At 56.5% G+C, this 12,786-nt stretch carries 16 protein-coding genes; 7 read left to right on the plus strand and 9 right to left on the minus strand.

Annotated features, from left to right (window positions below):
• The first annotated feature begins 4 nt into the window (after positions 1 to 4).
• Entirely contained in the window at positions 5 to 475 is a 471-nt protein-coding gene (locus tag DY250_RS02005) for a type IV pilin protein (protein WP_115610689.1), read from the plus strand.
• Positions 476 to 907: 432 nt separating this feature from the next.
• Here the strand turns inward: DY250_RS02005 and DY250_RS02015 are convergent, their stop codons facing one another.
• Both DY250_RS02015 and DY250_RS02020 read right to left on the minus strand, forming a co-directional pair.
• The gene (locus DY250_RS02015; RefSeq protein WP_147293436.1) at positions 908 to 1,114 is read right to left on the minus strand and encodes a hypothetical protein; all 207 of its coding nucleotides are present in this window, start codon (positions 1,112 to 1,114) and stop codon (positions 908 to 910) included.
• An 8-nt stretch (positions 1,115 to 1,122) separates the two neighbouring features.
• A complete protein-coding gene (locus tag DY250_RS02020) occupies positions 1,123 to 1,509 on the minus strand; it encodes a hypothetical protein (RefSeq protein WP_147293437.1) in 387 nt (128 codons plus the stop codon).
• Between the two features lie 356 nt (positions 1,510 to 1,865).
• Between DY250_RS02020 and DY250_RS14465 the strand changes: the two genes are divergently transcribed.
• A complete protein-coding gene (locus DY250_RS14465; RefSeq protein WP_376799538.1) occupies positions 1,866 to 2,108 on the plus strand; it encodes a LysR substrate-binding domain-containing protein in 243 nt (80 codons plus the stop codon).
• Positions 2,109 to 2,118: 10 nt separating this feature from the next.
• On the plus strand, positions 2,119 to 2,265 hold the full coding sequence (locus DY250_RS13855; RefSeq protein ID WP_172542144.1) for a type 2 periplasmic-binding domain-containing protein: 147 nt from the start codon (positions 2,119 to 2,121) through the stop codon (positions 2,263 to 2,265).
• 43 nt (positions 2,266 to 2,308) lie between these two features.
• Here the strand turns inward: DY250_RS13855 and DY250_RS02030 are convergent, their stop codons facing one another.
• Complete coding sequence (locus tag DY250_RS02030; protein WP_172542147.1) at positions 2,309 to 2,548, minus strand: glutaredoxin family protein; 240 nt, start codon at positions 2,546 to 2,548, stop codon at positions 2,309 to 2,311.
• Between the two features lie 146 nt (positions 2,549 to 2,694).
• Here DY250_RS02030 and gluQRS point away from each other — a divergent pair, with 146 nt between their 5' ends.
• Positions 2,695 to 3,558 (plus strand): tRNA glutamyl-Q(34) synthetase GluQRS, encoded by an 864-nt coding sequence (gene gluQRS, locus DY250_RS02035; protein WP_115610695.1) that lies wholly within the window; start codon positions 2,695 to 2,697, stop codon positions 3,556 to 3,558.
• 206 nt (positions 3,559 to 3,764) lie between these two features.
• On the opposite strand, the gene DY250_RS02040 is transcribed toward gluQRS, so the two are convergent.
• The 6 genes from DY250_RS02040 to DY250_RS02070 form a co-directional block, all read right to left on the minus strand.
• Positions 3,765 to 4,151, minus strand: coding sequence for a hypothetical protein (locus DY250_RS02040; RefSeq protein WP_115610696.1), 387 nt, complete (start codon positions 4,149 to 4,151; stop codon positions 3,765 to 3,767).
• Complete coding sequence (locus tag DY250_RS02045) at positions 4,148 to 4,390, minus strand: hypothetical protein (protein ID WP_115610697.1); 243 nt, start codon at positions 4,388 to 4,390, stop codon at positions 4,148 to 4,150. The genes DY250_RS02040 and DY250_RS02045 overlap by 4 nt, the downstream gene beginning before the upstream one ends.
• Before the next feature lie 404 nt (positions 4,391 to 4,794).
• On the minus strand, positions 4,795 to 5,385 hold the full coding sequence (locus DY250_RS02055; protein WP_115610699.1) for a GNAT family N-acetyltransferase: 591 nt from the start codon (positions 5,383 to 5,385) through the stop codon (positions 4,795 to 4,797).
• Positions 5,382 to 5,615, minus strand: a complete 234-nt coding sequence (locus DY250_RS02060; protein WP_006984131.1) for a DUF896 domain-containing protein — start codon at positions 5,613 to 5,615, stop codon at positions 5,382 to 5,384. The genes DY250_RS02055 and DY250_RS02060 overlap by 4 nt, the downstream gene beginning before the upstream one ends.
• Positions 5,616 to 5,718: 103 nt before the next feature.
• Positions 5,719 to 6,417, minus strand: coding sequence for a sulfate transporter CysZ (gene cysZ, locus DY250_RS02065; protein WP_006984132.1), 699 nt, complete (start codon positions 6,415 to 6,417; stop codon positions 5,719 to 5,721).
• Positions 6,414 to 7,331: a hydrogen peroxide-inducible genes activator gene (locus DY250_RS02070; RefSeq protein WP_115610700.1), complete on the minus strand. Its 918-nt coding sequence runs from the start codon at positions 7,329 to 7,331 to the stop codon at positions 6,414 to 6,416. The genes cysZ and DY250_RS02070 overlap by 4 nt, the downstream gene beginning before the upstream one ends.
• Positions 7,332 to 7,489: 158 nt before the next feature.
• Here DY250_RS02070 and ahpC point away from each other — a divergent pair, with 158 nt between their 5' ends.
• From ahpC to DY250_RS02085, 3 genes are all read left to right on the plus strand, one after another.
• Positions 7,490 to 8,053 carry an alkyl hydroperoxide reductase subunit C gene (ahpC, locus tag DY250_RS02075; RefSeq protein WP_115610701.1) on the plus strand — a complete coding sequence of 188 codons (564 nt, stop codon included), beginning with the start codon at positions 7,490 to 7,492 and terminating at the stop codon, positions 8,051 to 8,053.
• A gap of 116 nt (positions 8,054 to 8,169) precedes the next feature.
• Positions 8,170 to 9,729: an alkyl hydroperoxide reductase subunit F gene (gene ahpF / locus DY250_RS02080; RefSeq protein ID WP_115610702.1), complete on the plus strand. Its 1,560-nt coding sequence runs from the start codon at positions 8,170 to 8,172 to the stop codon at positions 9,727 to 9,729.
• Between the two features lie 401 nt (positions 9,730 to 10,130).
• A complete protein-coding gene (locus tag DY250_RS02085) occupies positions 10,131 to 12,467 on the plus strand; it encodes a nitric-oxide reductase large subunit (RefSeq protein WP_115610703.1) in 2,337 nt (778 codons plus the stop codon).
• The last annotated feature ends 319 nt before the right edge of the window (positions 12,468 to 12,786 follow it).

Genomic DNA, 12,786 nt, shown 5'->3' on the forward strand with positions numbered 1-12,786 from the left:
TGTAATGAAAATGAATAAAGGTTTTACTTTATTAGAGTTGCTCATTGTTATAGCAATACTGGCTATTATTATGGCGATTGCAATACCTAATTATTCGCGATATGTTGTACGTGCTCAACGCGTGGAAGTACGCAATGCCTTACAAACGATTGCTCAACAAATTGATCAGAATTACCGAGTAACTCGTGATTATAGTAAATTGGCAAATGGGGATACCCTTAGTAATGCAACTATAAGCAGCTGGGGATTTGCGAGTGTACCTAGTAGTGCTAATAAACGTTATGAAATTAGTTTAAAGACTGTTACTGCAACTGGATATATCTTGCAAGCGCAAGCCTTTGGTAAGCAGGCGCACAGAGATAGGGATTGCGCCTATTTTTTCTATAACCAAAGTGGCACAAAAATGGCATCAAAAACAGCGACACCCCCAAACGGTGGTCGCGATGAGACTTCATTAGAATGTTGGTCAAAATAGCTTTTTATTAATGAATATGTATTTAACTTAAATAATCGTAATTTATTTATAAATATTGATGCGAATCTCTTTTAACTTAGAAAGTTCTCTCCCGCTCATAGGAGAGAACTTTATTAGATCTCTTGCGAAAATATTCATCTCATCGCATTAACCAGTCCTGCAATCAGATTTGCCCTTAACCCATAGGTATCTACCTATTTCCACCCCGAACAGCCCATGCGGCCTCTCTTATCTCTTCCGGTATCATAAACTCCAATAATTCTTGTGCTGACAATAGTTTAAGCATCCCTTCCAATAGCGCAGGGGCGGTAATCTCACGCCCCTTCTTCGTCTGTCGGCCCGATAGCCGCATCAGAAACTCACACAGCTGCCGCCCCGCTTCGCTCCGGTCACTTTGCAGTCGCCACACCTGCAGGCAGCTTTGAGCCACAATCAGCAACCGCTTGCAAATCCTTCCCCTGTCTCCTGCTGCCAGCCCTCCACCCGGTAGCCCGCGCTCTTCAACGGTTTGCAGTCGCTCTCGATCCGCCAGCGGTAGGCGTCATACTGTGCCGCTTCCCGCGCTGTAATTTCCGTATTCGTCAGCAGTATCCACGGCGCCATCGTCTTCCCCGCCGTCTTCAACCGCACGCAGTTCATTTTTGCTTTCAGCGGGGTATGCCGCCCTTTACCCATTTGGCGTTGGATTCCCGCGTCAATACAACTTCCGTCCCCGCCACTTGTTTGCCCTGGTAATGCACGTTTTTGTAGAAACTGTAGTTGGGTTCCCGCTCAAGTTCTTGTGCTTTGTACGTTTTGCCGTCGCGTGTCACGCCGCTATATCCGCGCATCCGCACCAGGAATGGATGCCCCGCTGCGTCCCATTCGCGCAGGTGGTAAACGCTATCGGCTTCGCGGTCAATAACATGGATAAGGCTTTGTTTTTTCGTGGGGTGGTTTTGCGCGGCGATGTGCGCCATGTGCAGGCCAGGTTCGTCTAGGTGCGATATTTTGTCGCTGTGGCCATAGCTGCTGTGCACGGTGTCTCTGGTCACGGGGTTTTGCGCCAATACGGCGAGAGGCTGTCCGTCAGCGGCGTAATCGTGATGGACAATGCCCACCTTTCACAAGCGACAGGATACCTTGGATGCGTGCAGGCTGAGGGGAATATGGTGCTGTGGCTCCCGCCTATAGCTCGGATTTCAACCCGATAGAGAAGATGTGGGCATGGATCAAGCGGTTGAGGAAACAATGGCGGTTAGCTGATGTGAATACCCTGCTGTTTTGGTTCCTAACGCTTGTGACTCTTTATTAACTCTTTTTCTATATTACCGCGCAAGCGAGGCGCTGGCACTGCTCGACAGCGGCGCGAGCGAAGCGGGCAGAGACAGTCCTACGCCTGACAGCACCCATCTGGTGCGCGACCGCGACCCCCGTTTTCGCCCGCTGGATGGGTGAATACCGCGATCGTTATCCGGCGGTCAGCCTCGACATTATCCTCGATAACGACATGTGCGACCTCATCGGCGAAGGCATTAACCTCGTATGCGACAGCAAAACGCCCGCACCGACGCTGGTGATAAGCCCGCTTTTCACCGTGCAATTCGTACTGGTGGTCAGCCCCGCCTACCTGCGTTACCACGGCGTGCCGTAAACGCCGCTGGATGCTGCGCCAGTTGCTGCTGACGGGTGGCGGCATCGGCTATCTGCTGCTGTGGCTGATTGAAGGCGACCTCGCCACCAGACGGCTGGTGCGCCTCCTGCCCGCCTACCCGGAACGCCGTCATCTCAGGCGAAAGTACGCAGCATGATTGATTTCCTCGTGGAAAAGGCGGCGGGAATAGCCGTTTGCGCTCAATCCAGCTCGGCGGAGGCTGTGCAGAAACGGGCAATATCAGTGGCATCAAAGGGATAAATCAGCTCGCGGTCACGGGCGGGATCGTAGAGGACGGGCACCAGCGTGTCATATTGTGTCCGTAAGGCGGGATCGCGGTCGATATTGACGCGCTGGGCGGGCACATCCGCCGTCGCCAGCAGCGCCGCCGCATCGGCACAGAGATGGCAACCCAGGCGGACATAAAGCAGATAAGACATAAAGATTACCGGAAAAAACAGGCGGACATTGTATAAAGGACTGTGGCTAATCCGCATGGCGACGGTTTTTCGGCCACAATCTACTGCGCAAACCGAATGCCCACAGCCCCCTGGCACTTTCTGCCGCGTGATGCTACAACAGCACCATGAACACCATCCCCTATATCGGTCGCTTCGCGCCCACCCCCAGCGGGCCGCTGCACCTCGGCTCACTCGTTGCCGCCCTCGGCAGTTTCCTAGATGCCCGTGCGCACGGTGGGCGCTGGCTGCTGCGCGTGGAAGACGTGGACAGCAGCCGTAGCCGCTCCGACTACATCGCCGCGCAAATGCACTCGCTGCACTGTCACGGCCTGTGTCACGACGGCACGGTGCGGGTGCAATCGGCGCATATCGCCGACTACCTCGCCGCGCTCGACTGTTTACGCCCACACCTTTACCCATGCGTATGCAGCCGCAAACACTGGCACGACGGCGCCCGTATGGGTGCATTAGGCTCAATTTACCCCGGTACCTGTCGCGGAAAAGTCCTCACCAGCCTCGCCCCGACGGACGCCGCCATCCGCCTGCGCTTGCCAGATACGACCGTGACCTTCCACGACCGCCTGCTGGGGGATTGCTGCTTCTCGCTGGCGGATGATATCGGCGATCCCGTCCTGCGCCGCCGCGACGGCGACATCGCCTACGCACTGGCAGTGGTGATTGACGACGCCTTGCAAGGGGTGACGGACGTAGTGCGCGGACAAGACCTGGTGGCGGCAACGGCCATCCACCTCACCCTGCAAAGCCTGCTCGGCCTGCCGCAACCGCGCTACCTGCACCTGCCGCTGCTGCTCAACCCAGACGGCAGCAAACTGAGCAAGCAGAACCACGCCCCAGCCCTGAACGATGCAACCCCTGCGACTAACCTGCTCGCCGCCCTGCACCACCTCGGAGAAGACTGCACGGACTACACCACCACGATGCCGGTGCCCTCCCTCCTGGAAGAAGCAGTGCGGCGCTGGTCGCGATGAGCGGCGTAAACTCTGGTTTTGCGCACCAGCGCAGCCCTCCACCCGGTAGCCCGCGCTCTTCAACGGTTTGCAGTCGCTCTCGATCCGCCAGCGGTAGGCGTCATACTGTGCCGCTTCCCGCGCTGTAATTTCCGTATTCGTCAGCAGTATCCACGGCGCCATCGTCTTCCCCGCCGTCTTCAACCGCACGCAGTTCATTTTTGCTTTCAGCGGGGTATGCCGCCCTTTACCCATTTGGCGTTGGATTCCCGCGTCAATACAACTTCCGTCCCCGCCACTTGTTTGCCCTGGTAATGCACGTTTTTGTAGAAACTGTAGTTGGGTTCCCGCTCAAGTTCTTGTGCTTTGTACGTTTTGCCGTCGCGTGTCACGCCGCTATATCCGCGCATCCGCACCAGGAATGGATGCCCCGCCGCGTCCCATTCGCGCAGGTGGTAAACGCTATCGGCTTCGCGGTCAATAATATGGATAAGGCTTTGTTTTTCCGTGGGATAGTTTTGCGCGGCAATGTGCGCCATACGCAGGCCAGGTTCGTCCAGGTGCGACATTTTGTCGCTGTGGCCATAGCTGCTGTGCACGGTGTCTTTGGTCACGGGGTTTTGCGCCAATACAGCGGGGACTGTCCGTCAGCGGCGTTGATGGCGGGGCTGCTTTGCAGTTCGTGGCCCCGGTCATATGGGTGTGACAGGGTGTAGGTGTCGGTTTTGTTTTTGTGTTCAACGCCGGTTTTCGACCAGTCGTGAGCAACGGGGATGTGTTTCGCTGCGTGACGGCTGATGTTGTCACGCGTACCCGAAATCAGGGCGGCACTGGGTTTTTCGATGCTAATCACTGGATTTTTCAGGAAACGGGACAGGTTTTACGTGTGGGTTTTGCGCTTGACGACGCTAAAGGGAACGCGCATACCGCCGAATGGTGTGCAGGGGTTGATGTGGTTTTTTACGTATCCTTGATAGCTACGGACAAGGCGCTTGTCGGTTTGGAGCAGTGCAGGTTCATTGTGTGTATGGTCGCTTGGGTAGGCTTCTCTGTTCATGCCGATAGTTTACAGCAGAGGCAGAGACTATAAACACGTTCTAAGAAGCACGGCCTTGGGTATGGCGAGTAGCGGGTGGTGGGGCATCTATCGTGTGAGTGATTCCTGTTTTTACTCTGACGTTCCCAATCAATGAACTGACGGGTTTGAGGATAAGGGCGCTATCTATGTTTTTAGCGATGCAAAATTTGAGTAGGCTGTCAGTGTTTTTGTCGAGTTCGCTGTGGCAGGAGCGGCTTTTGCAGGTGTTCGTAGCGGTGCCCGCTCAGGATGCGGCTGCCGACAGGCCGGTAGCCATGGCGCAGATAGAGGCGGCGTGCGGCAGGGTTGGCTTCGTCCACGTTCAGGCCGATACGCTGTTTGCCAGCGGCGAGTGCTTGGGGGGGGAGGGCATCCAGAAGTGCGGTACCAATGCCACGCCCTCGGTAGGTAGGGGCGACGGCGATGGTGTCCAAATACCATTCGTCGGGGTAGCTTTCGGGCTCAGTGAAGAGGCGCAGCGTGGTATCAAGGTGGCTCTGTTGCAGGGCAGTGGTGAAAGGCAGGTCAACCAGTGGTTCTACTTCGCTGGGGTAGCCGAAAGCGGCACCTGCGATGCGGCCATCAATGGTTTTGACGATGGCGCGTGCGTAGCCATAACGGTATTCCGCCGCCTGGATAGCGGTAGTGAGCAGGCTGCGTGTGGTTTCGATACCGTGGGTGGCGAGGAAGGGCAGCTCCATCGCTTCCAGCACATGCAGGATGAGTGGGGCGAGAGCGGCGGCGTCATCCGCACGGGCGGGGCGGATCATTGCGGGTTTTGTTTGGCAGCTTGAGCGGCGCGCAGTTTCTGCGGGGTGACGTCGTTGCCTTCGCTGTCAACGATGCGGGTGATGAGCAGGTTATTATCTATCTGACCGCGAATGGCGGCGAGGTATTCGCGCCGTAACACGTCGCGTTCGGCAAGTTCGTCGGCGGTGAGGGGGCGGGTTTTGGCGATGGCAGCGAGTTCGTTGATGCGTGTCAGGGAGGGGATGGTCATGATTTTCTCTTTTGGTTAAACGCGGTCGCTGTGGTTATGGTGGCGGGGGTGGATTTTGCAAGGCAGCAGCCGTCAAGCGGGATGGCGTTGCAGTTGTGTGCACTCAATCTTCTTGTCGCAGGTAGCGCACCCAGTAGAGGGTGGCGGCGATGACGCCGACTGGCATGGCGATGAGGTTGAGTAGGGGAACGGTAGTCATGAGGCTGACTCCGCTGCCGTAGGCAAGGCTGTTGCCGCGTTGTTGTCGCAGGCGGCGACGCTGTTCGCGGAAGGGGATGCCGTTGTTCGCCATCGGGTAGTCGAGGTATTGCAGTGCGGCGCACCAGGCGGCGTAGGCAAACCAGAGCACGGGTGCCAGTGGAGGCAGGATGAGGGCGAGGATGAGGGTGGGGACGGCGAGGGTGAGAAAGTACAGCGCTTTGTGGATTTCTTGTACGAGGCTCGCGAGGATGTCACGCCACAGCGGTTGTACCGGCGGTTCAGGTTCGCCGCGCTCGGCTTTTTCGACGACGGCAGCGAGCAGGCTGTTGAATGGGGCGGCAATGAGGTTTGCCATCAGCGCAAAGGTGGCGTAGGTGAGGATGAGCAGGGTGAGGCCGATAAGTGGGTAGAGCAGCCAATCCAGCCACGCCAGCCAGTCGGGCAGGAAACGGTCGATGAGAGTGGTGCTGTAATGCCAAGCGGCGTAGCTGCCGGCGGTGAAGAGGATGATGTTGACCGCAAGCGGCAGCAGGATGTAGCGGCGGATGCCCGGGCGGAAGAGCCAGGTGAAGGCTTCCGCCAGGCAGTGCAGTGCCTTCATGCGACGGGGACGGAGGCGCGGATGTTGTTCAGCACGTCGCGGAAGAGGCCCATCAGGGCTTCGAGTTCGACGGTGCGCGGGTAGTTCGGACGGGTGACGAGGGCAAGGCGGCGGTGCGGTGCAGGCACATCCAGTGGAACGGTGTGGATATCCGGCAGGGGGCGCAGTGAGGGCAGCGCCATTTCCGGGACGAGGGTCAGACCCATGTCGTTTACCACCATTTGTACGAGGGTATTCAGGCTGGCTTCGCGGAAGCTGTGCGGGCTGATTTCGTTGCGGAATTTGCAGATTTCCACGATGTGGTCTTTGAGACAGTGACCATCGCCAAGGAGGAGTAGGGTATTGTCGCCGCGCAGTTGTTTGGCGGTGATTTTTGTCTGTTTGCTGAGCGGGTGGTTGCAGTGCAAGACGACGTAGAAGCGCTCGCTGCCGATTTCAAAAGTATTGAGACCGGGGGTGTCGTAGGGCAGGGCGATGAGGGCGGCGTCCAGCATGCCGTGATGCACAGCGCTGACCAGGCGTTCACTCACGTCTTCGCGGATGTTCATCTCGAATTTGGGATAGGCCTTGTGGATGACGGGCAAGGCCTGCGGCAGGAAGAAGGGAGCGATGGTCGGGATGAAACCGATAGCCATTGGGAAGTAGAGAGTTTCGTGGCTGGCATGGGCCTGTTCGACCAGTTGCTGTGCATCAAGATAGATTTTCTCGGCACGGCGCAGCAGTTCTTCGCCGATGGGGGTGATAACGACCTGTTTGTTATTGCGTTCAAAGACGATAACGCCGAGGTTCTTTTCCATTTCGGCAATACCAAGCGAAAGCGCGGATTGGGAGATGTTGCATTCCTCGGCAGCGCGTTTGAAATGCTTGTGGCGGGCGACGGCGAGGGCGAACTGGATTTGGCGGAGAGTAATCATTTGATGTTTACCTAAACAAATTGTTCATCGATTATACATAAAGAAAATAAAAGGTAAATATTACAGCCTGCACGTCTTTTCAAATGTTTGGCGGATTTTATAATGGCGCGCGTTGCCGCAATTGACGGTTTCAATCATTCCACAATACGAGGTTTTCCATGTCCATTATCAACCGCAGCATCCCCGATTTTTCCGTACAGGCTTTCCACAACGGTGAATTCAAAACCGTGACCAGTGATAGCGTCAAAGGCAAATGGTCTATCTTCCTCTTCTACCCGGCGGACTTCACCTTCGTCTGCCCGACCGAGCTCGAAGACATGGCCAAACACTATGACGAACTGCAAGCGCTCGGCGTGGAAGTCTATGCCGTGTCTTGCGACACTCACTTTACCCACAAGGCCTGGCATGACCACAGCCCGGCCATCAGTGGCATCAAATACCCGATGCTTGGCGACCCGACCGGCGTGCTCGCGCGCGGCTTCGATGTGATGATTGAAGAAGAGGGCCTCGCTTATCGCGGCACCTTCCTCGCCGATCCGGAAGGCAAAATCAAAGTTGCCGAAATCCACGACAATGGCATTGGTCGCAGCGCCAAAGACATGGTGCGCAAAGTCAAAGCCGCCCAATACGTTGCCCAGCACGACGGCGAAGTCTGCCCGGCTGCCTGGGAAGCGGGACAAGAAACACTGAAACCCAGCCTCGATTTAGTCGGCAAAATTTAACGACTAGTGCTCGATAACACGACAGACAGCGCCTGCGGGCGCTGTTTCCATATCTGGGGAACCGCCAAGCGAGATAACCACGCGGTTTTCCCCAAACCACAAACAAAAGGAACCCCATGCAACTCGACCAAGCCATGCTGGACGCCGTCCGCCAGCACATGAACATCCTCAACCGCGACATCACCCTTGTTCTCGCTCCAGGCGCACATGAAAAACGTGACGAGCTCAAAACCTTCCTCGCACAAATCGTCGCTACCTCGCCACGATTGCACCTTGAAGAGGCCGCTGACCCCACACTCGCCACCCCTATCAGCTTTACCCTGCGCGCCGATGGTACGGATACCGGCATCATCTTCACCGGTATCCCCGGCGGTCACGAATTCACCTCGCTCATCCTTGCCATCCTGCAAGCGGGCGGCAGTGCACTCAAACTTGATGACAGCATTCAGGCGCTCATCCGCAGTATCCAGCAGCCGCTGCACTTCACCACCTATATCTCGCTTTCCTGCCACAACTGCCCGGACGTAGTGCAGACCCTCAACCAGTTCGCCCTGCTCAACCCGCATATCCGCAGTGAAATGATTGATGGCGGCCTTTTTCAGGAGGAAATCGAAGCGCACAACATCCAGGGTGTACCCGCCGTATACCTGAACGGCGAAAGCTTTGCCAACGGCAAAATCGACACTGCCCGCCTTGTCGAAAAACTGCTCGAACAACATCCCGGACTCGCGCAAAGCGCTGCACCCGCGCAAGCCCTGCCACTGCAAGACGTGGTTGTCATCGGCGGTGGCCCGGCAGGTTCATCCGCCGCCATCTACGCCGCGCGCAAAGGCCTCAGCGTCACCGTCGTTGCCGACCGCATCGGCGGCCAGGTTAAAGATACGATGGACATCGAAAACCTCATCTCGGTGCCGAAAACCACGGGCCCCGAACTCGCGGGCAAACTGCACAGCCATCTTGCTGCTTACCCCATCACCATCCGCGAAAACCTCAGCGTGAAAAGCATCGCGACTGGCGACAAAATCCATAAAATCACCCTCAATACCGGTGAGACCATCGAAACCCGTACCCTTATCGTGGCAAGCGGCGCGAAATGGCGCGAACTCGGCATTCCCGGTGAAAAAGAAAACATCGGCAACGGCGTCGCCTTCTGCCCGCACTGTGATGGCCCCTTCTTCAAAAACAAAGATATCGCCGTTATCGGTGGCGGTAATTCCGGTGTTGAGGCCGCACTGGACCTGGCCGGCATCGTCAAAAGCGTGACCCTGATGGAATTCATGCCCGAACTCAAAGCGGACAAAGTGCTGGTCGAACAACTCGGCAAACGCGACAACATCCGCGTTATCACCAACGCCGCCGCGCAGGAAATCGCGACCGAAGGCGGCAAAGTGAGCCACATCCGCTACACTGACCGTACGGATGGCGCCGTGCACGACCTGCCACTGCAAGGCGTTTTCGTACAAATTGGCCTGGTGCCGAACAGCGACTTCCTTGGTGACGCCGTTGAGCGCACCCGCTTCGGCGAAATCGTCATCAACGCCAAAGGCGAAACCAATGTGTCGGGCATCTTCGCGGCAGGCGACGTTACCACCGTGCCGTACAAGCAAATCATCGTAGCGATGGGCGAGGGCGCGAAAGCAGCACTCTCAGCGTTCGACTACCTTATCCGTCAGTAACGCCGCATTTGTGGTAATCACGAAAAGGCAGGCCGCGCGCCTGCCTTTTTTGCGCCCGCAAGGGCGGGACGGTCGCCGGGACAAGGCCAGTAACCACGCCGCTTGACGAATCCGGCAATTACGCCATTTGATGGGGCCAGTGTTTACGCCGCTTAGCGGGGGCAATATTTATATCCCACTTGGCAGCGCTGATTCCCGTCTGTTTCGCAGTTGAGTCATGCACGCAGCATATACCAACGCAGATTCGCTTACTAATGATTGGAATTATCATTCGAAAACGGGGGAAAGCTAAAAAAATCCAATCGACCCTGACCTTTATCAATGGCCGCCGCATTACCCCTTTGTGAAAATGTCTTCATTACGGCAACCGCCGTAAGCACCATTCAACAAGAGGTAAAAATATGAAAGAATTCAAACGAATGTGGATTGTGCTCGGTCTGATTACGATCGGCTCGTTCATCCTGCTCGGTTACTTTGGTAAAGAAGTCTATAACGAAAAACCACCTATCCCGACAGCCTTCGTTGATGAAGACGGTAAAACCCTCTTCACCGAAGACGACATCATGGCCGGGCAATCTGCCTGGCAATCCATCGGCGGTATGTCAGTCGGTACCGTTTGGGGACACGGTGCCTATCAGGCCCCGGACTGGACGGCCGATTGGATTCACCGCGAAGTGCTCGGCTGGCTTGAACAACAGGCGCAGCGCGAATTTGGCAAATCCTATGCCGATTTAAGTGAACGTGATCAGGCCACCCTGCACTACGATGCGCAGCAGGCTTTCCGTAAGAACACTTATAACAAGGAAACTGGCAAGGTAACCCTCTCTGCCGACCGGGTGCGTTCTATCGAAGCCGTAGCCGCGTATTACGACAAACTGTTCAGCGATGATCCGTCCCTGCACAAACTGCGCGAAGCCTACGCGATGAAGGAAAATACCCTGCCGAAAGCGGAAAGCCGCGCCAAGCTCAACGCCTTCTTCTTCTGGTCAGCTTGGGCCGCTTCTACCAATCGCCCCGACCAGAATGTCACCTATACCAACAACTGGCCGCATGAACCTCTGATCGGTAATCAGCCGACCGCCGAAAACGTCATTTGGTCCATTATCTCCGTCGTTACTCTCATCTTCGGCATCGGCTGCGTCATCTGGATCTGGGCCTTCTTCACTCACCACGAACACGAAGAACCGGCCGTTCCCGCGCGCGATCCGCTGACCCTGGTCAAACTCACCCCGTCACAAAAAGCGCTGGGCAAATACCTGCTCATTGTTGCTGCCCTCTTCTTCGTACAAGTCATGCTCGGCGGCTTCACCGCGCACTACACCGTCGAAGGGCAGGACTTCTACGGCATCCCGGTCGCCGACTGGCTGCCGTACAGTCTGACCCGCACCTGGCACATCCAGTCCGCCATCTTCTGGATCGCGACCGGCTTCTTGGCAGGCGGCCTCTTTCTTGTACCCATCATCAACGGCGGCAAAGACCCGAAATTCCAGAAACTCGGCGTTGACCTGCTCTTTTGGGCACTCATCATCGTCGTTGCCGGTTCCTTCCTCGGCCAGTTCGTGGCGCTGAAAGGCTGGATGAACGAAAAACTGAACTTCTGGCTCGGGCACCAGGGCTACGAATTTGTCGAAATCGGCCGCCTCTGGCAAATTGCCCTCTTCGCCGGTCTCGTCTTTTGGCTCATCCTCATGCTGCGCGGCATCTGGGCCGCCTTCAAAGCCCCCGGCGACAAAAGCCTGCTCATCCTCTTTACCCTTGCCGCTGCTGCCATCGGCCTCTTCTATGCCCCGGCGCTGTTCTATGGCGAACACACCCACATCTCCGTCATGGAATACTGGCGCTGGTGGGTGGTGCATCTCTGGGTAGAAGGTTTCTTTGAAGTCTTTGCGACCAGTGCCGTCGGCTTCATCTTCTACAACCTCGGTATGGTCAGCAAACGTGCCGCCACCGCTGCCGCACTGCTTGCCGCGATGATGTTCCTCATCGGCGGTATCCCTGGCACCTTCCACCATATCTACTTCGCCGGCACCACCACGCCGATCATGGCTGTGGGCGCGCTCTTCTCGGCGCTGGAAGTCGTACCGCTTGTCCTATTGGGCTACGAAGCCTTTGATAACTGGACGGCGCAGCACAAAGCCGACTGGATGAAACCGATGCGCTGGCCGCTGACCTTCTTCATCGCCGTCTCCTTCTGGAACATGCTCGGCGCGGGCGTCTTCGGCTTCCTCATTAACCCGCCGATCTCGCTCTACTACCTGCAAGGACTGAATACCACGCCGAACCACGGTCACGCTGCCCTCTTCGGTGTCTATGGTTTCCTCGCCCTTGGTTTCACCCTGATGGTGCTGCGTTACATCCGCCCGACCATGAAATGGAATGAAAAACTGATGTTCACCGCCTTCTGGTCAATGAACCTCGGTCTCATCCTGATGCTCTTCACCAGCCTGCTGCCGATCGGCATCATCCAGGCGAACGCCACCATCAACGAAGGCTTGTGGTGGGCACGCAGTGCGGAATTCATCGAACAGAACCCGATTATTCACACCCTGCGCTGGTTCCGCACCGTCGGCGACGTGGTCTTCATCCTCGGTGCAGTCGCCTTCGGCGCGCAAATCGTCAAAGGCTTGCTGCACCGCGAAGGCGGTGATGCCCCGGCCGGCAAAACCGAAACCCCGGTAGTACCTGCCGTTGCAGAAACCGCACCAGCAGTTACGATCACAGAAACCATCAACAGCTAATCTGATAGCAGCGAAACAAAACCCGGCCTTGAGCCGGGTTTTGTTGTGTCCGCTCAGACGTGAAGGTGATGATGAAGCTGCTGTGCAGCTGCGCCACTCAGTTCCAAGTGGTCGCCACGATGTGGTAGCCCGCCATCTGCCGGGATGTCGGTGTGGATGAGATATCCAGCATGCGGAGTGAAGTGACGTCTGGTGAATATTGCTCGCTTTCGGCGGGAGAGAACAGACACGACCAATTGGTCAAACCGCCGTAGCCACGTAAAGCGTATGATGAGCGCGATTTTGATGGTTTGGGCGATCATTTTTTTATACAGGAGGA

The sequence above is a fragment of the Cardiobacterium valvarum genome (assembly GCF_900460955.1).
GTDB lineage: Bacteria > Pseudomonadota > Gammaproteobacteria > Cardiobacteriales > Cardiobacteriaceae > Cardiobacterium > Cardiobacterium valvarum.

Coding starts and splice junctions, on each gene's coding strand:
- DY250_RS02005 (WP_115610689.1), top strand. CDS start 5: ATGAAAATGAATAAAGGTTTTACTTTATTAGAGTTGCTCATTGTTATA.
- DY250_RS02015 (WP_147293436.1), bottom strand. CDS start 1,114: ATGAACTGCGTGCGGTTGAAGACGGCGGGGAAGACGATGGCGCCGTGG.
- DY250_RS13855 (WP_172542144.1), top strand. CDS start 2,119: ATGCTGCGCCAGTTGCTGCTGACGGGTGGCGGCATCGGCTATCTGCTG.
- DY250_RS02030 (WP_172542147.1), bottom strand. CDS start 2,548: ATGTCTTATCTGCTTTATGTCCGCCTGGGTTGCCATCTCTGTGCCGAT.
- gluQRS (WP_115610695.1), top strand. CDS start 2,695: ATGAACACCATCCCCTATATCGGTCGCTTCGCGCCCACCCCCAGCGGG.
- DY250_RS02055 (WP_115610699.1), bottom strand. CDS start 5,385: ATGATCCGCCCCGCCCGTGCGGATGACGCCGCCGCTCTCGCCCCACTC.
- DY250_RS02060 (WP_006984131.1), bottom strand. CDS start 5,615: ATGACCATCCCCTCCCTGACACGCATCAACGAACTCGCTGCCATCGCC.
- cysZ (WP_006984132.1), bottom strand. CDS start 6,417: ATGAAGGCACTGCACTGCCTGGCGGAAGCCTTCACCTGGCTCTTCCGC.
- DY250_RS02070 (WP_115610700.1), bottom strand. CDS start 7,331: ATGATTACTCTCCGCCAAATCCAGTTCGCCCTCGCCGTCGCCCGCCAC.
- ahpC (WP_115610701.1), top strand. CDS start 7,490: ATGTCCATTATCAACCGCAGCATCCCCGATTTTTCCGTACAGGCTTTC.
- ahpF (WP_115610702.1), top strand. CDS start 8,170: ATGCAACTCGACCAAGCCATGCTGGACGCCGTCCGCCAGCACATGAAC.
- DY250_RS02085 (WP_115610703.1), top strand. CDS start 10,131: ATGAAAGAATTCAAACGAATGTGGATTGTGCTCGGTCTGATTACGATC.